Genomic DNA, 23,915 nt, shown 5'->3' on the forward strand with positions numbered 1-23,915 from the left:
GCGCCATGAATCATTTCAAACGCAGTGCACTGCTCGGTTTCTCTTGCTTGGGCGTCATGCTCACCAGCCAGGCCCAGGCCGAACCGACGCTTTACCTGGGCATGAACGGCGGAACCATGGAGCGGCTCTACGCCGACAAGGTGCTGCCGGCTTTCGAGAAAGCCAATAACGTCAAAGTGGTGATCGTGCCGGGAACCTCCGCCGATATTCTGGCCAAGGTCCAGGCCAGCAAAGGCAACCCGCAGATGCACGTGATGTTCCTCGACGACGGCATCATGTACCGCGCCATCGCCATGGGCTTGTGCGACAAACTCGAAGACAGCCCGACCCTGGCGCAGATTCCGGCCAAGGGCCGCATCAAGGATCAAGCGGTGGCGGTCAGCCTTGGGGTCACCGGGCTGGCGTACAACACGCGGCTGTTCAAGGAAAAAGGCTGGAACGCACCGACCTCATGGATGGACATGGCCGACCCGCGCTTCAAGGACAAACTGGTGTTTCAGTCGATGGCATCTTCGACCTTCGGCCTGCATGGTTTCCTGATGTTCAACCGGATTCAGGGCGGCAGCGAAACCGACGTCGAACCGGGGTTCAAGGCGTGGCCGAACACCGTCGGGCGTAACGTGCTGGAGTACATTCCGAGTTCGGCGAAGATCTCCGAAATGCTCCAGACCGACGAAGCGGCGCTGTTCCCGCTGACGCCGACCCAGGTCACCGCGCTGAAACTCAAGGGCATGCCGGTGGAATATGCACAGCCGAAGGAAGGCTCCGTGGTGCTCAACGTCGCCGAATGCGCCATCGCCAACAACACCCAACCGGAACTGGCGCAGAAACTCGCGGCCTTCCTGCTGACGCCCGAAGCGCAAGCCGCCGCGCTTGAAGACGGCGATCAGATTCCGTCCAACCCGAATACGCCTACCACCGACAAGACCCGCGGTCAGGTCGAGGCGATGAAGCAGTATCTGACGACCGCGATCGCCATCGACTGGGATCAGGTCAACGAACAGCGCCCGGCGTGGAATGCCCGGTGGAATCGCAGTATCGAGCGCTAACCTCGAAGATCAAAAGATCCATGTGGCGAGGGAGCTTGCTCCCGTTGGGCTGCGAAGCGGCCCCAAAAAAGGAACTGCTGCGCAGTTCAACGGGAGCAAGCTCCCTCGCCACAACCCCACCCTCACCACAGTAGCTTCACCAACACCAGTGGAAGGCAAATTCCCCATTTGGTTAAACTACGCCGCCGCAGTTTGGGAGCGGCCTTAAGACTACGGGGTGACTTCACAGTGGCCATTCGACCACCCAACCGTCCGCGACTTACACCACGCTGGCCCGCGCTACGCCGTTTCTTCGGCAAGGCATTTGCGGCGCCGGTCAGTGGCGGCGCGCAGGGCCGGGTGATCCACGACTACTTCCACCGCAAGGCCCATAACCAGGGCTACACCCTCAGCCATAGCCAGCAACGAGTGATCGACTGCATGGCGCAGCACGCTTCGGCGCTGCTGGGCACATCAGCGCCGACACTCCCCGGTCTTTACCTCTATGGTGCAGTCGGGCGCGGCAAGAGCTGGTTGCTCGACGGTTTTTTCCAGGCCATCCCCATCGCGGAAAAACAACGCCTGCACTTCCATGAGTTTTTTGCGCAACTGCACCAGGGCATGTTCATCCATCGCGATCAGCCCGATGCGCTGGCGGTCACCCTCGACGAACTGCTGCAAGATTGCCGGGTGCTGTGTTTCGATGAATTCCACGTGCATGACATCGGCGATGCGATGCTCATCACGCGGCTGTTCAAGGCGCTGTTTCGCCGGGGGATTGTGCTGCTGGTGACCTCCAACTACCCGCCGGAAGGTTTGCTGCCCAACCCGCTTTACCACGCCCGTTTCAAACCGGTAATCGATCTGGTCAACGCGCGCATGCAGGTGATGGAAGTCGGCGGCCCGCATGATTACCGCAGTCAGGCGCGCCCCCACGCACAGCAGCTGTTCACCCAAGGCCAGTACGTCTGGCCGGCCACGGCGGCCCAGCGTCAGGTGTTGCAGCTGCTCGAACACGAGGCACCGGCCATCCAGCTGCCCGTCGGGACACGGCACCTTCAAGCCCGATACTGTGAAGGGCGAAGCGTCGGCTTCACCTTCGCCGACCTGTGCGAACACCCCACCGCGGTCATGGACTACCTGGAACTGTGCCGACGGTTCGACCGCTGGATCATCGACAAACTGCCCAGCCTCGCCGACTGTTCAATCGCCGCCCAGCAGCGTTTCATCAACCTGATCGACGTCTTGTACGACCAGGACAAGCACCTGATTCTGCTCGGTCACCAGTCATTGCGCGAAAGCCTGGGTGGCGATGCTATCGACCTGGCGCGCACGCGCAGCCGGTTGGGGCAGTTGGTGGAGGTGAGGGATCTGGCTTGACCGAGGAGATTGGGTTTGGGCTGCCGGCCCCTTCGCGAGCAAGCCCGCTCCCACATTGGATCTCCATTGTTCGCGGATTTTGTAGCCACTGGAGATCAAATGTGGGAGCGGGCTTGCTCGCGAAGGCGGCCTGACAGCCACCCCAACTTTCCCGCTATCATGTCGCCCATTTCCAGGCCCCCACGCCCTCCTCCTGATCAATAGCGAACCTGCCCATGGATACCCTCGCCCAACTGCGCGCCGGCCAACTGTCGGGCATCACCCGTCTGGATCTGTCCTGCGGCCTGACCGAGTTCCCCCAGGAAATCTTCGACCTGGCGGACTCCCTGGAAGTGCTCAACCTCAGCGGCAACGCCTTGCGCAGCCTGCCGGACGACCTGCATCGCCTGACCCGTTTACGCGTGCTGTTCTGCTCGGACAATCAGTTCACCGAACTGCCCGCTTGCCTTGGCCAGTGCACCGCGCTGACGATGATCGGCTTCAAGGCCAACGCCATCGAAAACGTGCCGGGCGCCGCCCTGCCGCCGCTGTTGCGCTGGCTGATCCTCACCGATAACTGCATCACGGAGCTGCCGACCGAACTGGGTGAATGCCCGCACCTGCAAAAACTCATGCTCGCCGGCAACCGGTTACAGCATTTGCCCGAAAGCCTGCGGCACTGTCATCAACTCGAACTGATCCGCATCGCCGCCAATCAGCTCACCGAGCTTCCCGAGTGGCTGCTGACCCTGCCGAGCCTGACCTGGCTGGCGTACGCCGGTAACCCGCTGGAAACCGAAGCCGACGCGGCTGCGCTTGAAGCCACGGCAAGCATTCCCTGGTCGGGGTTGAACCTTGAGAAGAAACTCGGCGAAGGCGCGTCGGGGGTTATTCATCAGGCGTTGTGGGAGCAGACGAAACAGGTCGCGGTGAAGCTCTACAAAGGCGAAATGACCAGCGATGGCTCGCCGTTGCACGAAATGAATGCGTGCATCACCGCCGGCATCCACCCCAACCTGATCCGGGTCGAGGGCCGAATTGTCGATCACCCCCAGCAAACGGCCGGACTGGTGATGCAACTGATCGATCCGAGTTACCGCAACCTGGCCGGGCTGCCGAGCCTGGCGTCCTGCACCCGCGACGTCTACGCCGACGACACCCGGTTCAGCGCCAGCGTGGCGCTGCGCATCGCCAATGGCATTGCTTCAGTGGCTGAACATTTGCACCGCCAAGGCATCACCCACGGCGACCTCTATGGTCACAACATCATGTGGAACGAGCACGGCGATTGCCTGTTGGGCGACTTTGGCGCGGCGTCTTTCCATGCCACCTCGGACAGCCTTGAAAGCCGCGCGCTGCAACGGATCGAAGTGCGGGCATTCGGGGTGCTGCTGGGGGAATTGCTGGCGCGGATCGACTCGGGGTTGAGTGATGAAAGGCGGGAGTCGTTAGAGGCATTGCAGCAGCGCTGCTGTCAGCCGGATGTGCTGGCACGGCCGGGGTTCAGCGAGGTTGTGCGGGAATTGAAGGGACGGTGACCGCTGCGCGGTCATTCGCGAGCAAGCCCGCTCCCACATAGGATTTGTGAACGCCACAGATCGAATGTGGGAGCGGGCTTGCTCGCGAAGACGGCCTGCCAGGCAACAAAAGCCGTCAATGACACACAGACTTAACCCGCCAACCCGACAAACATATCCTGCACGTCATCGTGGTTATCGAGGCCTTCGAGGAACGCTTCGACTTCAGCCATCTGCTCATCGCTCAGGCCACTGACCGGGTTCTTCGGCTGGTAGCCCAACTTGGCCGACAACACGGTGAAACCCTGCTCTGGCAGCGCTTTCTGTACCGCATCCAGGTCCGCAGGTTCGGTCAGGAACAGCGTCGCGCCGTCTTCACCCGGTTCGAAATCCTGGGCACCGGCTTCGATCGCAGCCATTTCCGGGTCGGCGTCAGGGCTGTCCGGGGACGCCTCGATCATGCCGACGTGGTTGAAGTCCCAGGCCACCGAACCGGAAGCGCCCAACTGGCCCTTACGGAACGCGACGCGGATTTCAGCGACGGTGCGGTTGATGTTGTCAGTCACGCATTCAACGATCAGCGGCACTTGATGCGGTGCGAACCCTTCATACGTCACGCGATGGTATTGCACGGTTTCGCCGAGCTGGCCGGAGCCTTTCTTGATCGCGCGTTCCAGGGTTTCGCGGGGCATCGAGGCTTTTTTCGCCTGTTCGACCACCAGACGCAGGTGTGCGTTGGTGGTGGTATCGGCACCGTTGCGGGCAGCGATGGTGATTTCTTTCACCAGTTTGCCGAAGATCTTGCCTTTGGCGTTGGCTGCCGCTTCTTTGTGTTTAACCTTCCACTGTGCGCCCATTACTCACTCTCTTGATCTGTGGCGCCGAGACATCTATTGGCCGACGCGTTGCGCAAGTTTATACGGCCTAAAGACGCCAATCGACCAAAAATTCCAAGATCTTCACCCTGCGACGAATCGACATCTTCACCAGTGTTTGTAGGGCGATTCTGAAAAGTCGATTTGCGGTGACGCTTCAGGGCTGTGGTTTCGTACCCTCTGCGCCCATCCTCCCTGGCAGAAGCGCGTTCGATGCACAACGACAAGGAAAGCCCCTTTACCCTGACACTGCTCGACGGCGGTTTGAGTCTGCAGGTGTTGCAGTTCAGCGGCCGTGAAGGTCTCAACCAGCCCTATCGATTCGACATCGACGTGATCGGCCTCGCACCGGCGATGCACCTCGACCAATGTCTGCAACAACCGGCGTTTTTGCGGCTGGCGGATGACCAAGGCATTCACGGCGTGATCCACAGCGTCAGTCGCGAACATCGCGGCCCGCACCGGGTCGGCTATTCCCTGGTGCTGACGCCCCATCTGCAACACTTGGATCGACACAGTTTGCGTCGGGTGTTTCATCGTCTCAGCGTCCCCGCGATCGTGCGCCAGTTGCTGGAGGAGCATCAGTTGCCCGAGCACAGTTATCGTTTCGAACTGGCAAACGGCTGCTACCCGCCCCGGCCTTTTTGCATTCAGTACGATGAGAGCGATCTGGCCTTCCTGCAGCGGCTGTGTGAGGAAGAAGGCATCCACTATCACTTCGAACATCAGCCCGATGGACACGTACTGGTGCTGGCCGATGACAGCTTGAGTTTCCCCCAGGAGCCACTGCTGATGCCGTTCCAGGACGACCCATTCAGCGACGCCGTGTTGCCGGTAATCAGCGAACTGTTCCAGCGCCATGAGCCGGTCCCCGCCCCGGCACGATGGGAAGCCAGAAACCGCGGCGCGCCGGTGGTCGGCGATGGAGCGGCCAATCACATGCTCGCCAGAACGGGCCCGGTCACGGCACGCCCTGCACCTGCACAGCTTCATCACGACCAGCTCAGCCGCCGACGGCTGGAACGCCTGCGTTGCCCGCAACGGCAGATCCACGGCCAAAGCAACCAAAGCGAACTGCGCAGTGGACGGATCCTGCAAGTGGCGCAGCATCCGCTCTCGAGTTTCAACGATCAGTGGTTGCTCACCGATATCCGGCACCAGGGGCAGCAGCCCTCGATTCTCGCCGAGGATCAGCCCGGCAGTGCCCGGCGCTATAGCAATCAGTTCACGGCCATTCCCTGGTCAACGGTCTTCAGGCCGGCGCTTGAACAGATCAAGCCGAGCATCCCGGGCTATCAGATCGCCCGGGTACTCGGCCCCGCCGGGCAACCGGCGGCACTCGATGATCAAGGCCGGATACAGGTCAGGCTATGGCCGACGCCGGCGTTCGAGGCGGATGAGTCCGTCGGTCTCTGGCTACCGATCGCCCTCGCAGCACCAGACGGTCGGATCGATCCGGCCAGGCTGCCCACGGCCGGCACCGACGTGCTGATCAGTTTTCTCGACAGCGATCCGGACCGGCCAGTGCTGTGTGCCGGCATGGGCCATCCAAAGCCTTCCCGGCCTGCTTCCGAGCCACGCCGCGATGGCCGTCTACTGCTCGATTGGCTGGTCAACCGCTCGGATCTCGCACCTTGAGTTCAACCCTTGTCGGCCTTGCCCGCCGCCGCGGCAAACTTGGCCAGGCGCACGTCGAGGTGCCGTGGCCGGCGCCCGTGATCCTCGGCGCGCTCCTTGCGGCGGATGGCGTTGCGCACCATCAATGAGCCGAGGTAGCGGATCGGCTCCGGCGGAAAAAAGCCCAGCGGGCCATTCACCAACGGCGAACGGGTCCAGGCGTTGTCCAGCCCCAGCACCATCGAGGCGAGAATCTGTCCGCCCATATGGCAAGGCCCGACCCCGCTGCCGGAGTAACCGAAACCGTAGAACACATTGCCGCTGGCGCTCATCTGGCCGAAGAACGGTAAACCGGTGACGGAACGATCCGACGGCCCGTTCCAGGTAGCCTCGACCTTGACCTTGGCGAACGCCGGGAAGAATTCGCTCAGGCTGTGCTGCAACACGCCGGCATAGGGCGATGGCTGATCGAACACCGGCAGCATTCGCCCACCGTAGGCGAAGGTATTGCCACCCTTGCCGAGCATGATTCGACCATCCGGGGTGTTGTGGTAGTAGTGCACAAAAATCCGCGAATCGAGCACCGTCACGCCGCTGGTCAAACCGATCTCGTTGAGTAAATCCGGCCGCGGTTCGGTAATCAGCATGTCGCTGGAAACAATCGCCACACTGCGTTCGAACTGTGGAAATGCCCGGGCCATCCAGGCATTCATCGCCAGCACCACCCGGTCGGCGCGGATCGTGCCGTTAGGGGTTTTAACTCCCGCAGGCTTGCCCTCTACCAAGCCGGTCATCGCAGTGTTTTCATGAATCCTCACCCCAAGCTGCAAGGCTACGCGACGCAAGCCGCGCACCAGTTTGCCCGGCTGAACACTCGCAGCAGCCGGGGAAAACCAGCCCTCCAGGTGTTTGCTGGAACCGGCCATACGCTGTACTTCCGCCAGTGGTCGCTGGGTGAAAGAATTGATGCCGTTGCGCTCCAGCGCCGCAATCACCGCGTCGGTCGAGCCGCATTGGGCGCGGTTGGTGGCGGTGTAGAGCGTGCCGTCGAGACGGTAATCGGCGTCCACCGCGTACTGTTCGCAGAATGCGCCAATGGCGTGGATGCTGCGTTCAGATTCCTTGACCAGCCGCACCGCCTCCTCGACGCCGAACAGCCGTTCCAGGGTGAAATACTTGGCCGACCACGACAGCGCACAACCGCCGTTGCGACCACTGGCACCGGCACCGCAGATGTCCGCTTCGATCAACAGCACGTCCAGTTCGGGACTCTGCTGCTTGAGCATGATTGCGGTCCATAGCCCGGTATAGCCGCCACCGACAATGCAGACGTCGGCGCGGGTATCACCGGATAAAGGTTCGCACGGCGCGCAGGTCTCGGCCGCCAGCGCCTGTTCCAGCCAGAAAGGTCTCATGGGGTAATCCTTATGTACGCAGGGGTTTTACGGTCATCGGTTGGTTAGGCACAAAGGCTCTTTCGGCACGCAGACCCGCCGGGCGACTGTTCCAGTGGGGAATCAGCACCAGCGACGAGAACAACGCGCAGCCGGCAAAGACGATGAATACCGTGACCGAGTCGAAGTAACCCGGCAGCAGCCCGCCGAGAATCGCCCCGACCGAGCCGCAACCGTTGACGAATCCCGCTGCCGTGGCACCGGCCTTGGCGGTGCCGAAATCGATCGCCGCCGCGCCGCTGATCATCGAGTCCGGTCCGTACAGGGTCAGGCCCATGACGAACAGCAGTGCCACCACCAGCAAGACACTGCCGGTATGCAAAGCGCCCATGAACAGCGCCAGGGAAACCGTGAGCGCCAACAGACTCAGCACACAGGCCGGCATGCGGCGGGCACCAAACAGTTTGTCCGAGGCCAGCCCCAGCAGAATCGGCCCGAGCAGCCCGGCCAGTTCGAACGCAGTAGGAATGATCGCCGCGCCGACCTTGCCCACCGTCGGCATTTGCTCGAAGACGATCACCGGCCCCCACAACAGGATCGCGTAGCGCGCCGGTTTCAACAGAAAGTACGCCAGCCCCAGCACCAACACCGTGCGGTTGCGCAGGATTTCCCGCAGCGGCTCCAGAACGCTGATCTTGCTTTGAGCGTGCGCCTCTTCGGCGGTTAATTCCGGTTCCGGCTCCACCGCCGGCAAGCCAACGTCTTCGGGTTTGTTACGTTGAAAAATAAAAAACAGCACGGCGACCAGCCCAACCACCGCCGCACTGGAAATGAACGCCGCGTGCCAGGTGCCGATCAGCGTATACGCCCACCAACCCGCAAACGGCGAGGCCACCAGCCCGCCAAAGGCGTAGCAGGAGCTCCATAAACCCAATACCCGCCCACGCTGCTCGGCGGGAAAGAAACTGCCAATGTTCTTGCACAGCCCCGACCATCCGGTGGACTGCGCCAGCCCTTGAATCAGCATGCAAGTGGCGAAAATCGGCAACGTGGCAAAGCTGCCCATCACCAAGGCGGCCACCGCGGAAATCAGCAATCCGCCGAGCACCACGACCCGTGGCCCGAAGCGGTCGGCCAGGATGCCCCAAGTGAATTGCCCGATGGCGTACGCCGCCAGGTAGATGGCATCGAGGTTGGCCATGGCCATTTTATCGAGGGTGAAGGTGGGGTCTTCGGCGATCCCCAGTTTGGCCACGGAAAACGCTTTGCGGGTGAAGTAGAACGCGGCATACGCGAGCCAGGTGATGGCGAAAATCTGCACGCGCCAACGCTTGATGGTACCGATGGGATTGTTCATTGTGGTTCTGACCTCAGGGTGTGAGTGTGCCGGCAGAATTGGAAGAAAACGCCTGTGTTTTTTATTGTTGAGCACTGCGGTATCGCCTGTTCCCTGAGGCGATACCGGTCAGATGAGTCCTGCTGATTGCACGCACAGGCTCATGGCCGCCGATGCTGTTCGACTGAGCAGTCACCGGGGTTGAGGCGATAAAAACAATAACTGACTAATAAGTGAAATCGATTTATCGTATTTCAAATATAAGCTCAGCTTGTTACTGGCCAAGCTCGTTACTGGAGAGTTCGATGTCGGTGTCCCACGCCCAGCTCAAAGCCTTTCACGCCGTCGCGGTCCACGGAAGCTTTACCAAAGCCGCCGAGAGGCTGTTTCTGACGCAACCGGCGATTTCCGACCAAGTGCGCAAACTCGAAGAGCGTTTTGGTGTGTTGCTGTTCCACCGCAATAAACGCTCGGTGCGCCTGACCGATCTGGGCGAACGTCTGTTGAGCATCACCCAGCGACTGTTCGTCATCGAAGCCGAGGCGCAGGAGTTGCTTCACGCGTCACAGGCGCTGCAGACCGGCAGCCTGATTCTGGCGGTGGATGCACCGGTGCATGTGCTGCCGCAAATCGCGCGGTTCTGCGAGCGCTACCCCGGCATCAGCGTGAAGATCGAAACCGGCAACACCGACGAATCACTGTTTCGGCTGTTCAACTACCAGGCCGATCTGGCCTTGCTGGGGCGCGATGTCAGCGACGATCGTTTGCTCTCGTTGCCGCTGCGCAATGACCCGATGGTGGCGTTCGTTTCGCGTCATCATCCGTGGGCCGATCGCGAGTCCATCTGCCTGGCAGATCTGGACGACACGCCGCTGGTGCTGCGGGAAATCGGTTCGGTGACCCGCCAGACCCTGGAAGAAGAAATGGCCCGCGCCGGGTTTCGCATCCGCCCGGCGATTGAAGTCGAAGGCCGGGAAGCGGCGCGCGAGGCGGTGGTGGTCGGGATTGGCGTGGGGGTGGTGTCGGCCGCTGAGTTCGGCGCGGATTCGCGGGTATGCGCGTTACCGATTACCGATTGCACACGGCGGCTGACGGAGACGCTGGTGTGCTTGCGCGAACAGAGTTCGCGGCGAGTGGTGGCGACGTTTCTGGAGATGGTTCGCGAGAGTCTTGTGTAGGCAGGCCCGGCCTCTTCGCGAGCAAGCCCGCTCCCACAGGGATTTGTGCTGGCCGCATACCTTGTGTACGACGCAAAACCTGTGGGAGCGTGGCTTGCCCGCGATAGCCGCACCCCGGTCTATCTGCCAGGCGCCAACCCAAAAAACGCCTGGATCAAGCGCAAATCCCGCCGCCGCTCCATGCACCCGATCATGTGCCGATTGACCAACCCCTCGCCAATAATCGGCACCGCCGCCACTCGCGGGTCGTGGCTGACTTCCACAGACGACACCACACCCACGCCCAGTTCTGCGGCCACCGCCTCGGTCACCGCCTCGCGACTGTCCAGTTCCAGCAACACCCGTGGATTGACCCTGGCCTGTGCGCACGCCTCGTCGAACGTGCGTCGGGTAATCGAACTCGGCTCACGCAAGACCATGATCACCTGGTCCAGCTCCTTGAGCTGCACCCCTTTCGACTGCTGCGCCCACGGATGCGCAGCGGGCACCAACGCGCAAATCCTCGACTCGCTCAACGCTTGCAAGTGTAGCCCCTTGCGCGGCTCGACCTCGGTCAGCACCGCCACGTCGGCATGTTCCGACAGCAACGCTGCCAATGTTTCCTGGGCATTGCCCAACCGCAAGTTCACGGTGATCCCCGGATAACGCGCACGCAAACTGGCGAGCATCGGCATGACCATGTGCGGCCCGTCCGCCGCCACTTCCAGGCGCCCGGTCAGCAGCTGCCGGTTGGCCTCCAGCATCACCTGCGCTTCTTCAGCCAGGCCGAACATCGCCCGGGTGATTGCTGCCAGTTTGGTGCCCTCTTCCGTCAGCTCGACACGCCGCGCGGTACGTCGCAACAAAGTGATCTGGTAGTGCTCCTCCAGCGCCTTGATGTGCCCGGTGACGGCCGGTTGACTGATGAACAGCCGCTCGGCGGCACGGGTGAAGCTACCCTCGCGGGCCACGGCGTCGAAGGCGCGTAGCTGGAACAGATTCATGAATAACCCTTACTGATGGCTAGCATAACAACAAACAATTTGATTGATAGCTCACCGAATTGCAATTTATGTCCCGTAGCTTCATCCCACTGAGCTTTTGCGAGGACACAAGAATGAGTACTGCCGAGCCCATCCTGCTCACCCCTGGCCCACTGACCACATCGAGCCGCACCCGTCAGGCAATGATGGTCGACTGGGGCTCATGGGATGACCGCTTCAACCAACTGACCGCCAGCCTCTGCGAACAACTGCTAACGATCATCAACGGCGGCGACAGCCATCACTGCGTGCCGTTACAAGGCAGCGGCACGTTCGCGGTCGAGGCGGCCATCGGCACACTGGTGCCTCGGAACGGTAAAGTTCTGGTGCTGATCAACGGCGCCTACGGCAAACGCCTGGCGAAAATCTGTGAAGTGCTCGGCCGTTCATTCAGCACCTTCGAAACCGCCGAAGACGAACCAACCACCGCCGCCGACGTCGACCGTCTGCTGCGCGCCGATGCCAGCATCACCCACGTCGCGCTGATTCACTGCGAAACCAGCACCGGCATCCTCAACCCGCTGGCGGACATCGCCCACGTTATCGAGCAACACGGCAAACGCCTGATCATCGACGCCATGAGCTCGTTTGGCGCCCTGCCGATCGACGCCCAAGACGTGCCATTCGACGCACTGATCGCCGCCTCGGGCAAATGCCTGGAGGGTGTGCCGGGGATGGGTTTCGTCTTCGCACGCAAAGAAGCGCTGGCCAATGCCGCCGGTAACTCGCACTCACTGGCGATGGACTTGTTCGACCAGCACACCTACATGGCCAAGACCGGGCAATGGCGCTTCACCCCGCCGACCCATGTGGTCGCGGCGCTGCACGAAGCGCTGCTGCAATACAACGAAGAAGGCGGCTTGCCCGCACGGCATCAGCGCTACGCCAATAACTGCCAGGTGCTGCTCGATGACATGGCCAAACTGGGGCTGCGCAGCTTCCTTCCGGCCGCGATCCAGGCGCCGATCATCGTCACCTTCCACGCGCCGAAAGACCCGCGCTATCAGTTCAAGGAATTCTACGAACGGGTCAAGGCCAAGGGTTTCATCCTCTACCCCGGCAAACTGACCCAGGTCGAAACCTTCCGCGTCGGCTGCATCGGCCACGTCAACCAGGCCGAAATGCACGCGGCAGTGGCGGCGGTCGCCGACGTGCTACGCGAGATGGAAGTACTCGAAATCTGATTCACCACCAATCCCTGTGGGAGCGGGCTTGCCCGCGATAGCGGTCTGACATTCACCATTGATGTCGACTGACAAGGCCTCATCGCGGGCAAGCCCGCTCCCACAGGTACATCGAATCTCGAATATCTCGTTCTCATAGGATTTATTTGCCATGAACTACACCAACCCAACCAAACTCCAAGCCGCCATCCTCGACTGGGCCGGCACTGTCGTCGACTTCGGCTCCTTCGCCCCGACGCAGATTTTCGTCGAAGCCTTCGCCGAGTTCGACGTCCAGGTGTCCATCGAAGAAGCCCGCGGGCCGATGGGCATGGGCAAGTGGGACCACATTCGTACCCTGTGCGATCAGCCGCAAGTCGCCGAGCGTTACCGCAACGTGTTCGGTCGCACCCCGACCGACGATGACGTCACCGCCATTTACAAGCGCTTCATGCCGCTGCAAATCGAAAAAATCGCCGAACACTCGGCCCTGATTCCGGGCGCCCTGGACACCATCGCCAACCTGCGCCAGCAAGGGATCAAGATCGGTTCGTGCTCCGGCTACCCGAAACAGGTCATGGACAAAGTCGTCGAACTGGCCGCCACCAACGGTTACGTCGCCGATCACGTGGTCGCCACCGACGAAGTGCCCAACGGCCGCCCATGGCCGGCTCAGGCACTGGCCAACGTGATTGCCCTGGGCATCGACGACGTCGCGGCCTGCGTGAAGATCGACGACACGGTGCCGGGCATTCTCGAAGGTCGCCGCGCCGGCATGTGGACCGTGGCATTGATCTGCTCCGGCAACGCGCTGGGTCTGGACTACGAAGGCTATCGCGCCCTGAGCAGCGATAAACTGGCCAGCGAACGCAAGCGCATTCACGCCATGTTCGAAGGCTCGCGGCCGCACTACATGATCGACACCATCACCGATCTGCCCGAGGTGATCGCCGACATCAACAAGCGCCTGGCCAAGGGCGAGATGCCGCAAACCGAGTGATTGCGCCTCTCGTTTCATAAAAAAGCGCCAGCTCCTTTAACGGAACTGGCGCTTTTTTGTGGTCGATTACTTGATTCAGAGCATTGAACAGCCCCTTCGCCTCAGGCAAACCCACCAAACAGGATTACAGTTAACCCACGCCGTCGAACAAGAACGGTGACTTCAGACCAGACCTGTGAGGAAACACCGTATGCCCTGGAAGAATTCCGAATCACGCTACAGCACCGTATCAATCGCGCTGCACTGGTTGATGCTGGTACTGCTAATCGTGGTTTACGCCTGCATCGAATTGCGCGGGATATTCCCCAAAGGCAGTGGCGGCCGGACGCTGATCAAGGAAGCGCACTTCATGCTCGGCCTGACGGTGTTCGTGCTGGTCTGGTTGCGGCTGTTCGCCCGCAGCCTGGGGCCAGCACCGCAGATCTTTCCCGCCTCGCCTCGCTGGCAAACCCTGCTCGCCAAACTGATGCATTGGGCGTTGTATATTTTCATGATCACCATGCCGATTCTGGGCTGGCTGATTACCAGCGCCGAGGGGCATCAGGTGATGTTCTATGGCTTCGATCTGCCGTTGCTGATCGAAGAGAACAAACCGCTGGCCAAGCAGCTTGAAGGCTGGCATGTGCTCGGCGGGACGATCGGCTATTGGCTGATCGGAATCCACGCCGTGGCCGGGCTTTATCATCACTATGTGGTGCGCGATAACACCTTGCTGCGGATGATGCCCAAGCGCGGTTGAGTTCGGTAAGCCAAGACGCAGAACCTGTGGGAGCGTGGCTTGCCCGCGAAGAACGATGACGCGTAATACCTGAAAACCGCGGTGCATTCTTCGCGGGCAAACCACGCTCCCACAGGATTATCGTCGCTCAAATTTCTTGGCCCCTCTCCACAAAAGTACAATGTGCCCCTTCAGGTTTGTGAACTGAAACCCCGACGCCCCTGCAAGCCACCGGTATGGATGAAGATCAGCCTCGTGCCCCGGGCAAATTTACCCGCCTCGATTTGTTGCTTGAGCGCCAGCAGCGCTTTGCCGGTGTACAGCGGCTCGAGAGGAATGCCACTGACCTGTTCGGTCTGCTCGATGAACGCAAGCAACGGCGGATCGACTTTGGCAAAACCGCCACGGCTGGCGTCCAGCAGTTCATAGGCGGGATCGATCAGTCCGGCTTCCTGCACAATTATGTCGACCTGCTGCGCCACGCCATGGTCGTCAGGCACCGCCAGCGCGCCATACACCGGATGTTCGCCCGCCTCGGCCAGAACCAGACCGGCCAAGGTGGTACCCGTTCCGCAGGCCAGCCACCAGCCATCGTAGTGGCTCCAGCCCAGACCGCTCAATTGCTCGCAGGCCAGAGTCACCAATTGCCCGCAGCCCTTCGCCCCAGGCAAGCCGCCACCACCTTCCGGTACAGGATGTAGCTCGGGGTATTGCTCCCGCCATGGCTGCCAGAAGCCCGGTTCATGTCGCGCTCGATAACCGCCATAACCCAACCAATGCAAGTGCATGCCGAACGCCTGCAAGTCCTTTACCGTCGGGGTGTCTTGCGGATGCCCGCGCAGCAGTCCGACCGTGGTGAAACCGAAGCGTTTGCCCGCTGCGGCCAATGCATGGAGATGGTTGGAATGGGCACCGCCCAGGCTGATGATGCCTTGGGCGCCATTCTGGTCAGCGGCTTTGAGGTGTTCGATGAGTTTGAACCACTTGTTACCGCTGATCAGCGGGTCGATCTGGTCCAGACGCAGGATCGCGACGTCGATGCCGGCGGTGGTGAGCCAGTCGAGGTGAAGGGGTTCGAGGGGGGCTTGGGGTAGCCAGTCTGTTGGAGGGGAAAGCATTGATGCCGGCTCGGGGTAAAGAGCCGGTATCTTAGCAGCAGACTTGTGGCGAGGGAGCTTGCTCCCGCTTGGCTGCGCAGCAGCCACAGAATCAGCGACGTTGATTAACCTGACACTACATCATCGCTGATAGAGGGAGTCCTTCGGCCTCCAGCGGGAGCAAGCTCCCTCGCCACAGAGTTATGCGTATTACAACTCAGCCGCCAACCGCGAACCCTGGTTGATCGCGCGCTTGGCATCCAGCTCCGCCGCCACGTCCGCGCCGCCGATCAAATGCACGTTCTGCCCCGCCGCGACCAGGCCGTCCTGCAACTCACGCAACGGATCCTGTCCGGCGCAGATCACGATGTTGTCCACCGGCAGCACCTGCGGTTCGCCGCTTTCGCCGATGCGGATGTGCAGGCCTTCGTCGTCGATCTTCAGGTACTCGACGCTGTTGAGCATCTGCACCTGCTTGTTCTTAAGACCCGTACGGTGAATCCAGCCAGTGGTCTTGCCCAGGCCGTCGCCGACCTTGGATTTCTTGCGTTGCAGCAGGAACACTTCACGGGCCGGTGCATGCGGCTCAGCCTTGATACCCGCAACGCCGCCGCGCGCTTCCAGATGTGTATCGATGCCCCATTCTTTCCAGAAGGCTTCGCGGTCCTGACTGGTGGCCACACCCTCGTGAACGAGGAATTCCGACACGTCGAAACCGATACCGCCGGCACCGATCACCGCGACGCGCTTACCCACCGGTTTGCGCTCGAGGATCACGTCCAGGTAGCTCAGCACCTTGGCGTGTTCGACGCCCGGAATCGCCGGCACCCGTGGCGCAATACCTGTCGCCAGGATGATTTCGTCGTAACCGCCCTCAACCAGCTTCGCCACATCGACACGGGTATTCAGGCACAGCTCGACGTGGGTGGTCTGCAATTTGCGGTTGAAGTAGCGCAGGGTTTCGAAGAACTCTTCTTTGCCCGGCACGCGCTTGGCGATGTTGAACTGGCCGCCGATTTCGCTGGCCGAATCGAACAAAGTCACCTGATGACCACGTTCAGCAGCCACGGTCGCGGCAGACAGCCCCGCAGGGCCGGCACCGACCACGGCGATTTTCTTGATCTGCTGCACCGGCAGGTAGTTGAGTTCGGTTTCATGGCAGGCCCGCGGGTTCACCAGGCAACTGGTCAACTTGCCGCCAAAGGTGTGATCCAGGCATGCCTGGTTGCAACCGATGCAGGTGTTGATTTCATCGCCACGACCGGCCGCAGCCTTGTTGACGAAATCCGGGTCGGCGAGGAATGGGCGCGCCATGGACACCATGTCGGCATCGCCTTCGGCCAGAATCTGCTCGGCGACTTCCGGGGTGTTTATGCGGTTGGTGGTGATCAGCGGAATGTTCACCGTGCCACGCAGCTTGGCCGTGACCTTGCTGAACGCCGCACGCGGCACCTTGGTGGCGATGGTCGGAATCCGCGCTTCGTGCCAGCCGATGCCGGTGTTGATGATCGTCGCACCGGCCTGCTCGATGGCCTTGGCCAATTGCACGATCTCTTCCCAGCTGCTGCCGCCTTCCACCAGGTCGAGCATCGACAGGCGGAAGATAATGATGAAGTTCGGACCGACCGCTTCGCGTACCCGGCGGACGATTTCTACCGGCAGGCGCATGCGGTTTTCGTAAGCGCCGCCCCAACGGTCGGTGCGATGGTTGGTGTGGGCCGCGAGGAACTGGTTAATGAAATAACCTTCGGAGCCCATGATTTCGACGCCGTCGTACTCGGCTTTTTGCGCCAGGGTCGAGCAGGTGACGAAGTCGCTGATCTGCTTCTCGATGCCCTCCTCGTCCAGCTCTTTAGGCTTGAACGGGTTGATCGGCGCCTGAATCGCGCTCGGCGCCACTTGTTTTGGGCTGTAGGCATAACGCCCGGCATGAAGAATCTGCATGCAGATCTTGCCGCCCGCCTCGTGCACTGCCCGGGTGACGATCAGGTGCTTGAGCGCCTCTTCCTCGGTGGTCAGCTTGGCCGCGCCGGAGTAAACCCCGCCCTCATCATTCGGGCCGATACCGCCGGTGACCATCAGGCCAACGCCACCACGGGCACGCTCGGCGAAGTACGCGGCCATGCGTTCGAAACCGCCGGGCTTTTCCTCAAGACCCGTGTGCATCGAGCCCATCAGGGTGCGGTTGCGCAACGTGGTAAAACCCAGGTCCAGCGGGGCCAACAGGTGCGGGTAATGAGCGGCGGCCATCGGTAACTCCACAACGAGCGATCACGGAAAAAATGCAGGAGCTCTTCGGCCCCATCAGTCATGTTCGACAGACTAAGAGTCGCACCGCTGTCACTCAATGACCGCAACTGACAACTTATTGATCCAAATGTGCAGCGCCCCTTGGCAAGTGCGGGCATGCGCCCTACCCTAGTCGCGAACCCTGCACACGGTCGTTGACTGTTTCCCCATGCGCAAACTTTTGTACCTGACTTTCTCCATGGCGTTGATCGCCGCCCTCACGACCTACGCCATGTGGGCCGCGGACCGTCCGGTGGGTCATTACCTGTCGGACCTGCGCATCAGTCTCGCGGTCGATCAGGGCACTCCCGCCGATCGCGGCAATCTGCTGGGTATTCAGCCCGAGCTGTTCCCCACCGACTATCAAAGCCCCGAACGCCTGCACCGCAAGCTCGCGGCTTATTTGCAGAAGGCTCAGGACCAAGGCCTGCTGAATGAAAAGACCATCGTCGTACTGCCTGAACATATCGGCACCTGGCTGATGGTCAGCGGCGAGAAAGACGAGTTGTACCAGGCCACCACCCTCAAGGAAGCCATGAACTGGCTGGCGGTGAGCAACCCGTTGCAGTTCATCCGCGCCCTGATCAGCGCCGAGGGCGGCAATCGTCTCGACGACGCGCACTTGCGGATGAAAGCCAAGAAAATGGCCAAGAGTTACCAGGCGCTGTTCGGCGGCTTGGCGAAAGAATTCCACATCACTCTGGTGGCGGGTTCCATCGTGTTGCCCGAGCCGAGTGTCAGCGATGGCACCCTGAAGATTGGCCGCGGTGCCCTGTACAACAGCAGCGTAGTGTTCGGTCGCGACGGTTTGCCGATCGGCCAGCCGCAGCGGCAAATGCACCCGACTTTCGCTGGTCACGACACCGTCGATGCCAATTCCGAATACACGATCAACGTCGTCGACACACCGGCCGGACGCTTGGGCGTGTTGATCGGCAGCGACAGTTGGTATCCGGAAAACTATCGCAAACTCGACGATCAAGGCGCGCAACTGGTGGCGGTCCCGGCGTTCGTCGTCGGGCGCGGGTCTTGGGACCAACCATGGCGCGGCTACAAAGGCCAGTCCACGCCGAGCTCTGTCAGTCTCAAGGCTGGCGAACTCAGTGAAGGTCAGGCCTGGCATCGGTTGACGCTGATTGCCCAACCGTCCGGCAGCCAGGCCATCGCCGGCATGAGCGTGTTCCTGCGCGGTCAGTTCTGGGACAAGAGCAGCGCCGGTCAAAGCTTCCTCAGCAGCAACGGGCAACAATTCGCCGACGGCGATGCCCGGGGCGCGCGTTTGCTGAACCTCTGGCTGTAAGCCGATGAAACCGCAGCCGATGCGCCTCGGGGATTTGTCGGTGGGCTTCGTCCATAGCCTGGCCGACGCCGTGCGCAGCCATGGCCTGGACCCACAACCGCTGCTCGAACAGTACGGCCTCGACGCCGCGCGACTGGCCGAGGCCGGCGCCCGCCTCTCGATCCCGCGCTACATGCGCCTGGGTCACGGGGCCATTCAACTGACTGACGACCCGGCACTGGGTTTGCGCATGGGCCAGCTCAGCCGTCTGAGCCAGGCAGGCCTGGCCGGAGTCACCGCCGCCCAAGCCCCCACCGTGCGGGAAGCGGCGCGCTGCCTGATTCGCTTTGAAGCGCTGTATGGCTCCAACTATCGCGGCCAATCGAGCTTTCATGAAGACGCCCAAGGCGCTTGGCTGCGGTTCTATTCGATCAGTCCCTACAATGCCTACAACCGCTTCGTGGTGGATTCCATCATCGCCGGCTGGTTGCAGCAATTGTCCAGCGTAAGCCCTGCCCCGCTACGCGCCGAACGGATCGAGATCGAATTCCAGGCGCCGGATTACCGTGAGGCCTACGCCGTGCTGGGGGATTGTCCGATTCAGTTTGGCGCCGAACAGAATCAACTGCGCCTGAGCCTGGAGAGCCTCGCCCAGCGCAACCCGCAACACTGCCCGAGTACCTGGCGGCACCTGCTGCAACTGTGTGAACGGGAACTGGAGCAACTGACACGCACCCGCAGCCTGCGTGAACGCATCACTCAGTTACTGGGGCCGTTGCTCAATGGTGGTCGGGAACCCGACCTGGAAGAAGTGGCGGCACGCCTGAAGCTGCCAACCTGGACCTTGCGTCGCAAACTCGCCGAGGAAGGCACGCAGTTTCGTGCAATTCTCAACGACACACGCCGCGACCTCGCCATGACCTACATCCGCGACACCGAACTGGCGTTCGGGGAAATCGCCTACCTGCTGGGTTTTGCCTCAGCCGAAGCCTTCCAACGGGCCTTCAAACGCTGGAACGGCCAGACCCCCGGCGAGTTTCGCCGCAGTCATCGCCAATCCGCGTAAGGTTAGGGGGCGCTCTCAATAAGTTTCCCCGCGGCGCCCCCTAAAGCTCGGTAGCGTCTTCAGCCGGCTCCAGCGGGTCCAGTTCAAACGCCTGGTATTCGAGCAGTTCTTCTTGATAATCGTCCATTATTAAACCCCCATCGCCTACTGAAAAAATCGTCTGAATAAATGACCAGCGCCCTGAGCATAAAGTGCCCGCATGAAAGAAAAATGACGCGGGCATTACACTACGTCGCTACTGAATAAAACGTAGCAGGTGGTCAGGAATTTATCACAGGTTTTTTTCGATACGAGCTGTAGGAATACAGCTCGATTTGATGTGGATCAATCTTGGAAGGTGTTACGGGATCGGAGTCGTCTGACCCGATCCCATGACATTGGCCAATTACTGGCCGGAGACAGGCATGGCCGTAATTGGCTCGGTCGGTGCCGGCATGGTGCTTGAATCCGCCGGTGGAGATACTGTTTCGGTGGACGAACTCGGCTCGCTGCTCTGCGCCGGGGTAATCGGCGCTGTTTCGGCAGGTGGCACAACAGGCTCTGAAGCAGCAGGAGCGGTTTCGGTTGGTGCAGCTACCGGCGCTGGAGCAGGCGCAGGTTCTGCCGCCGGGGTCGAAGTCGGCGCCAACTGAGCCGGCGCAGCCTTGGCTTCGGGCACACCCAGATCAGTCTTCGGCTTCTCGGTAATGTGTGCCGCCTTCTTCGCTTCCGGCGGAAGGAACAACTCGACCAGGGCAAAGAAACGCTCGTAGAACTTGGCCGAGGACACGGTTTCACTGGCGACCTTGACCATCGAGTCGTCGGACGAGCCGATTGGCATCGATACCGAGCCCAATACACCAACACCGAGGCTGGCGGAGTTATTGGTCTTCTTCAGCGCATAACGGTCCTGCAGCGCATTGGCGAACATGGTCGCGTGATGCCCTTCGCTGCCGTCATCGGCACAGACCACGTTGAAGCTGATCTCCATGTGGGTCTCGCCAGTCTGCTGGAAGCTCTTGTGACCACTGACCAGCTTCGGATCGGCGCTGGTGATGATGTAACCCTGGCTGAGCAAAGCCCGACGGGCTGCTTCGCAGGTCTGCGCATCGGTCACCGGGTAGCTGCGCGAAAACGTTCCTGAGTCGTCGAAGTTCTCATGCTCATAGATGGCGGCCTTCTTCGACGAACAACCGGCAGCGGCGACCAGCACCAAGGCCAGTCCGACAACATGCATGGGAATTGATCTAAACATTGAACATCCTGAGGAAAACGGTTCGGGGCGTATTGTGCAACAGATCGATGCTTAGCGTCGCACCGTTTAGTGTCTTGAAACAGTTACAAGTCTACTGACTGTCATTGACAGGAAAAAGTCGCGCGGTAAATAAGCAGGCGACGGGTAGCTCATGCCATTTTTGTTTCACCCATAAAAAACCCCAGCCTTTCGGCCGGGGTCCTTGTGTCACGCAAAGCTCAGTCAAGCATCAGAAACGCTTGATCTCAGCCTCGCTCTCCAACAGCTTGCGGTAAGCCGCGAAGTCTTGCTGGCCAATGCGCGAGGCGAGGAAGCGACGGTACTGAACCTTCTCTTCTTCGGTCGGCGCCGCAGCTTCGTTCACGCCGTTCAGACGCACGATCACCAGGCTACCATCGGCCAGGGTCACGCTGCTGAAGGTCGGCTTGTCTTTGGCAACCGGCTTGGGCATACGGAACAGTGCTTGCAGCACGGTTGGGTCGACCCCTTCCTGAGCACGCGTCGCAGCTTGAGTCACTTTCCAGTTCTGGCCATCGATCGCCTGGTCCAGTGCAGTCTTGCCATCGCGCAGGCTGACGATCAGTTGATCAGCCTTGGTCTTGGCGGCAGCACTGGCATGCTCCTTGGTCAGCTGCGCACGGATGCTGGCAGCCACGCTTTCCAGCGGCAGTTGCTCTGGCTTGCGGTGTTCCTTGGCGCGCAGCACGATCACGGTTTCCGGGTCCAGCTCGATGGCGGTGCTGTTGGCACCCTCATCCAGCACTTCAGGACTGAACGCAGCGGTCACTACGGCACGATTGGCCGCAATACCTTCGCCACCTTCCCGGCCGAATGGCGCGGACGTGTGGACAGTCAGCTTCAGGTCTTGTGCTGGCTGGGCCAGATCGGAGGCTTCGAACGACGAGTCTTCCAATTGCTTGGTCGCCTCGACGAAACGCTGCTCGACCTGCTGGGTTTTCAGCTCGCGGGTCAGCTTGTCTTTCAGGCTGGCAAACGTCGGCACTTCAGGGGCTTCAACGCCCAGCAGCTTGATCAAGTGGAAACCGAAGTCAGTGCGAACCGGCTCCGAAACCTGATCCTTGGCCAACGAATACAGGGCTTTTTCAAACGCTGGATCGTAGACGCCTGGACCTGCATAACCGAGGTCACCGCCGTTGTTCGCCGAGCCTGGGTCCTGGGAGAACTCCTTGGCCAGAGCCTCGAATTTCTCGCCTTTGGCCAGACGCGCCTGCACTTCTTCAATTTTGGCCTTGGCTTGCGCCTCGCTCACCTTATCGTTCACTTCGACCAGAATATGCGCAGCCCGGCGTTGCTCGGACAGGTTCGCGGTTTCTTTCTGATACGCCGCTTGCAAGTCTTCGTCCTTGACGCCGACCTGATCAAAGAAGGACGCCTTCTTCAATTCGAGGTAGTCGATGACCACCTGATCCGGCGTCATGAATTCCTTGGCGTGCTCGTCGTAGTAGGCTTTGACTTCGTCGTCAGTCAGTTTCACCGCCGCTGGATCTGCCTTGACGTTCAAGGTGGCGAAATCGCGGGTCTGTTTTTCCAGACGGGCGAAGGCCAGAACCTGTGCATCGGTGACAAAGCCGCTACCAGCCAAGCCAGCACGTAGCTGACCGATCAGCATTTCCTGAGCCAGCATCTGGCGAAATTGCAGACGGCTATAGCCCAGTTGACGGATCACCTGATCGAAGCGATCGGCGTTGAATTTGCCTTCCACCTGGAATTCAGGCGTTTGCAGGATCACCTGATCCAAAGCCGCTTCGGAGAAAGCGAATTTCGATTTTTCTGCGCCTTGCAGCAGCAGTTTGCGATCGATCAGGCCTTTGAGGGCCGATTCGCGCAGCATTTTTTCGTCGAGCAAGGAAGCATCGAAATCCTTGCCAAGCTGTTGCATGAGCTGACGGCGTTGCATATCAACCGCCTGGTTCAGCTCGTTTTGACTGATTTCTTCACCATTGACCTTGGCCGCATCCTGGCTGTTGGTCGTCGCCTGGAAAATGGCCTCGATACCGGTGAAAGCCATCAGTACAACGATGATCCCGATAATGGTCTTGGCAATCCAGCCTTGTGAATTGTCCCTGATATTCTGCAGCATGCGTCCCCCAGAAACGGTTGAACTTCAAAATTAGGCAACCGTGGAGCGTGGGTAGAATCCGGATAGAAGAAAGGCGCATCCGAGGATGCGCCTTCTCGTAACTGGCGGAGCGGACGGGACTCGAACCCGCGACCCCCGGCGTGACAGGCCGGTATTCTAACCGACTGAACTACCGCTCCGCTGCCAAGTCAGGAATGACCCCGACCCGGATAGGCAAAAACCTGAATCGAACTTAGTTGACAGCTTCTTTCAGTGCTTTACCGGCTTTGAAACCTGGCTTTTTGGCAGCGGCGATTTCCAGCGTCTTACCGGTCTGTGGGTTACGACCGATGCGAGCTGGACGATCGGTTACGGAGAAGGTACCGAAACCAACCAGAACAACAGAGTCACCAGCCTTGAGAGCGCCAGTGACGGATTCGATTACAGCGTCCAGCGCACGGCCAGCAGCAGCTTTCGGGATATCAGCGGATGCAGCGATAGCATCAATCAGTTCCGACTTGTTCACTCTAAGTCCCCTTATATCTATTTGAGTTTGATTCTAAGTTTTTTGGTAAAAGCAAAAAAACGAGTGCTGAATGGCCTACAGACACTTAAGAGCCGCTTTATAACAAGGGCTCTAAAAAACTGTCAACAAGCCCCCCA

General features: G+C 60.5%; 19 protein-coding genes and 1 tRNA gene. 10 read left to right on the forward strand and 10 right to left on the reverse strand.

The window, feature by feature from the left end:
• Positions 1–5 precede the first annotated feature (5 nt).
• The 3 genes from AC1RQB_RS01490 (at position 6) to AC1RQB_RS01500 (ending at position 3,925) form a co-directional block, all read left to right on the forward strand.
• Complete coding sequence (locus AC1RQB_RS01490) at positions 6–1,049, forward strand: ABC transporter substrate-binding protein (protein WP_063343071.1); 1,044 nt, start codon at positions 6–8, stop codon at positions 1,047–1,049.
• Positions 1,050–1,277: 228 nt separating this feature from the next.
• On the forward strand, positions 1,278–2,408 hold the full coding sequence (gene zapE, locus AC1RQB_RS01495; protein WP_063343070.1) for a cell division protein ZapE: 1,131 nt from the start codon (positions 1,278–1,280) through the stop codon (positions 2,406–2,408).
• A gap of 215 nt (positions 2,409–2,623) precedes the next feature.
• Positions 2,624–3,925: a leucine-rich repeat-containing protein kinase family protein gene (locus AC1RQB_RS01500; RefSeq protein WP_063343069.1), complete on the forward strand. Its 1,302-nt coding sequence runs from the start codon at positions 2,624–2,626 to the stop codon at positions 3,923–3,925.
• Positions 3,926–4,056: 131 nt separating this feature from the next.
• Here AC1RQB_RS01500 and AC1RQB_RS01505 read toward each other — a convergent pair whose 3' ends face one another.
• Positions 4,057–4,761 carry a YebC/PmpR family DNA-binding transcriptional regulator gene (locus AC1RQB_RS01505; RefSeq protein ID WP_007903391.1) on the reverse strand — a complete coding sequence of 235 codons (705 nt, stop codon included), beginning with the start codon at positions 4,759–4,761 and terminating at the stop codon, positions 4,057–4,059.
• A gap of 231 nt (positions 4,762–4,992) precedes the next feature.
• Here AC1RQB_RS01505 and AC1RQB_RS01510 point away from each other — a divergent pair, with 231 nt between their 5' ends.
• On the forward strand, positions 4,993–6,417 hold the full coding sequence (locus tag AC1RQB_RS01510; RefSeq protein WP_063343068.1) for a type VI secretion system Vgr family protein: 1,425 nt from the start codon (positions 4,993–4,995) through the stop codon (positions 6,415–6,417).
• Positions 6,418–6,419: 2 nt separating this feature from the next.
• Here the strand turns inward: AC1RQB_RS01510 and AC1RQB_RS01515 are convergent, their stop codons facing one another.
• Entirely contained in the window at positions 6,420–7,811 is a 1,392-nt protein-coding gene (locus tag AC1RQB_RS01515) for an FAD-dependent oxidoreductase (protein WP_063343067.1), read from the reverse strand.
• Between the two features lie 10 nt (positions 7,812–7,821).
• On the reverse strand, positions 7,822–9,147 hold the full coding sequence (locus AC1RQB_RS01520; RefSeq protein ID WP_063343066.1) for an MFS transporter: 1,326 nt from the start codon (positions 9,145–9,147) through the stop codon (positions 7,822–7,824).
• Between the two features lie 284 nt (positions 9,148–9,431).
• On the opposite strand from AC1RQB_RS01520, the gene AC1RQB_RS01525 reads away from it, so the two are divergent.
• On the forward strand, positions 9,432–10,304 hold the full coding sequence (locus tag AC1RQB_RS01525) for a LysR family transcriptional regulator (RefSeq protein ID WP_007903388.1): 873 nt from the start codon (positions 9,432–9,434) through the stop codon (positions 10,302–10,304).
• Between the two features lie 119 nt (positions 10,305–10,423).
• Here the strand turns inward: AC1RQB_RS01525 and AC1RQB_RS01530 are convergent, their stop codons facing one another.
• Positions 10,424–11,287 (reverse strand): LysR substrate-binding domain-containing protein, encoded by an 864-nt coding sequence (locus AC1RQB_RS01530; RefSeq protein ID WP_063343065.1) that lies wholly within the window; start codon positions 11,285–11,287, stop codon positions 10,424–10,426.
• A gap of 113 nt (positions 11,288–11,400) precedes the next feature.
• On the opposite strand from AC1RQB_RS01530, the gene AC1RQB_RS01535 reads away from it, so the two are divergent.
• The 3 genes from AC1RQB_RS01535 (at position 11,401) to AC1RQB_RS01545 (ending at position 14,228) form a co-directional block, all read left to right on the forward strand.
• Positions 11,401–12,510 carry a 2-aminoethylphosphonate--pyruvate transaminase gene (locus AC1RQB_RS01535; protein WP_063343064.1) on the forward strand — a complete coding sequence of 370 codons (1,110 nt, stop codon included), beginning with the start codon at positions 11,401–11,403 and terminating at the stop codon, positions 12,508–12,510.
• Positions 12,511–12,661: 151 nt separating this feature from the next.
• Positions 12,662–13,489 carry a phosphonoacetaldehyde hydrolase gene (gene phnX / locus AC1RQB_RS01540; protein ID WP_063343063.1) on the forward strand — a complete coding sequence of 276 codons (828 nt, stop codon included), beginning with the start codon at positions 12,662–12,664 and terminating at the stop codon, positions 13,487–13,489.
• Positions 13,490–13,679: 190 nt separating this feature from the next.
• A complete protein-coding gene (locus AC1RQB_RS01545; protein ID WP_063343062.1) occupies positions 13,680–14,228 on the forward strand; it encodes a cytochrome b in 549 nt (182 codons plus the stop codon).
• A gap of 170 nt (positions 14,229–14,398) precedes the next feature.
• On the opposite strand, the gene AC1RQB_RS01550 is transcribed toward AC1RQB_RS01545, so the two are convergent.
• Positions 14,399–15,325, reverse strand: coding sequence for a 1-aminocyclopropane-1-carboxylate deaminase/D-cysteine desulfhydrase (locus tag AC1RQB_RS01550; RefSeq protein WP_207267361.1), 927 nt, complete (start codon positions 15,323–15,325; stop codon positions 14,399–14,401).
• Positions 15,326–15,514: 189 nt separating this feature from the next.
• Entirely contained in the window at positions 15,515–17,554 is a 2,040-nt protein-coding gene (locus AC1RQB_RS01555) for an NADPH-dependent 2,4-dienoyl-CoA reductase (protein ID WP_063343061.1), read from the reverse strand.
• 208 nt (positions 17,555–17,762) lie between these two features.
• On the opposite strand from AC1RQB_RS01555, the gene AC1RQB_RS01560 reads away from it, so the two are divergent.
• A complete protein-coding gene (locus tag AC1RQB_RS01560; protein ID WP_063343060.1) occupies positions 17,763–18,893 on the forward strand; it encodes a nitrilase-related carbon-nitrogen hydrolase in 1,131 nt (376 codons plus the stop codon).
• 4 nt (positions 18,894–18,897) lie between these two features.
• On the forward strand, positions 18,898–19,938 hold the full coding sequence (locus tag AC1RQB_RS01565) for an AraC family transcriptional regulator (protein ID WP_207267363.1): 1,041 nt from the start codon (positions 18,898–18,900) through the stop codon (positions 19,936–19,938).
• A gap of 385 nt (positions 19,939–20,323) precedes the next feature.
• Here the strand turns inward: AC1RQB_RS01565 and AC1RQB_RS01570 are convergent, their stop codons facing one another.
• The 4 genes from AC1RQB_RS01570 to AC1RQB_RS01585 form a co-directional block, all read right to left on the reverse strand.
• Positions 20,324–21,172 carry a DUF2242 domain-containing protein gene (locus AC1RQB_RS01570; RefSeq protein WP_008073096.1) on the reverse strand — a complete coding sequence of 283 codons (849 nt, stop codon included), beginning with the start codon at positions 21,170–21,172 and terminating at the stop codon, positions 20,324–20,326.
• A gap of 229 nt (positions 21,173–21,401) precedes the next feature.
• The gene (locus AC1RQB_RS01575; RefSeq protein ID WP_063343059.1) at positions 21,402–23,273 is read right to left on the reverse strand and encodes a SurA N-terminal domain-containing protein; all 1,872 of its coding nucleotides are present in this window, start codon (positions 23,271–23,273) and stop codon (positions 21,402–21,404) included.
• Positions 23,274–23,375: 102 nt separating this feature from the next.
• Positions 23,376–23,452 (reverse strand) — tRNA-Asp (locus AC1RQB_RS01580).
• Positions 23,453–23,505: 53 nt separating this feature from the next.
• Positions 23,506–23,778: an HU family DNA-binding protein gene (locus AC1RQB_RS01585; protein ID WP_002552737.1), complete on the reverse strand. Its 273-nt coding sequence runs from the start codon at positions 23,776–23,778 to the stop codon at positions 23,506–23,508.
• Positions 23,779–23,915: the final 137 nt, after the last annotated feature.

Source organism: Pseudomonas sp. GW822-FHT02E03, assembly GCF_058802325.1.

Coding starts and splice junctions, on each gene's coding strand:
- AC1RQB_RS01500 (WP_063343069.1), top strand. CDS start 2,624: ATGGATACCCTCGCCCAACTGCGCGCCGGCCAACTGTCGGGCATCACC.
- AC1RQB_RS01550 (WP_207267361.1), bottom strand. CDS start 15,325: ATGCTTTCCCCTCCAACAGACTGGCTACCCCAAGCCCCCCTCGAACCC.
- AC1RQB_RS01530 (WP_063343065.1), bottom strand. CDS start 11,287: ATGAATCTGTTCCAGCTACGCGCCTTCGACGCCGTGGCCCGCGAGGGT.
- AC1RQB_RS01490 (WP_063343071.1), top strand. CDS start 6: ATGAATCATTTCAAACGCAGTGCACTGCTCGGTTTCTCTTGCTTGGGC.
- phnX (WP_063343063.1), top strand. CDS start 12,662: ATGAACTACACCAACCCAACCAAACTCCAAGCCGCCATCCTCGACTGG.
- AC1RQB_RS01575 (WP_063343059.1), bottom strand. CDS start 23,273: ATGCTGCAGAATATCAGGGACAATTCACAAGGCTGGATTGCCAAGACC.
- AC1RQB_RS01545 (WP_063343062.1), top strand. CDS start 13,680: ATGCCCTGGAAGAATTCCGAATCACGCTACAGCACCGTATCAATCGCG.
- AC1RQB_RS01525 (WP_007903388.1), top strand. CDS start 9,432: ATGTCGGTGTCCCACGCCCAGCTCAAAGCCTTTCACGCCGTCGCGGTC.
- AC1RQB_RS01565 (WP_207267363.1), top strand. CDS start 18,898: ATGAAACCGCAGCCGATGCGCCTCGGGGATTTGTCGGTGGGCTTCGTC.
- AC1RQB_RS01560 (WP_063343060.1), top strand. CDS start 17,763: ATGCGCAAACTTTTGTACCTGACTTTCTCCATGGCGTTGATCGCCGCC.
- AC1RQB_RS01510 (WP_063343068.1), top strand. CDS start 4,993: ATGCACAACGACAAGGAAAGCCCCTTTACCCTGACACTGCTCGACGGC.
- AC1RQB_RS01520 (WP_063343066.1), bottom strand. CDS start 9,147: ATGAACAATCCCATCGGTACCATCAAGCGTTGGCGCGTGCAGATTTTC.
- AC1RQB_RS01555 (WP_063343061.1), bottom strand. CDS start 17,554: ATGGCCGCCGCTCATTACCCGCACCTGTTGGCCCCGCTGGACCTGGGT.
- AC1RQB_RS01515 (WP_063343067.1), bottom strand. CDS start 7,811: ATGAGACCTTTCTGGCTGGAACAGGCGCTGGCGGCCGAGACCTGCGCG.
- AC1RQB_RS01535 (WP_063343064.1), top strand. CDS start 11,401: ATGAGTACTGCCGAGCCCATCCTGCTCACCCCTGGCCCACTGACCACA.
- AC1RQB_RS01505 (WP_007903391.1), bottom strand. CDS start 4,761: ATGGGCGCACAGTGGAAGGTTAAACACAAAGAAGCGGCAGCCAACGCC.
- AC1RQB_RS01570 (WP_008073096.1), bottom strand. CDS start 21,172: ATGTTTAGATCAATTCCCATGCATGTTGTCGGACTGGCCTTGGTGCTG.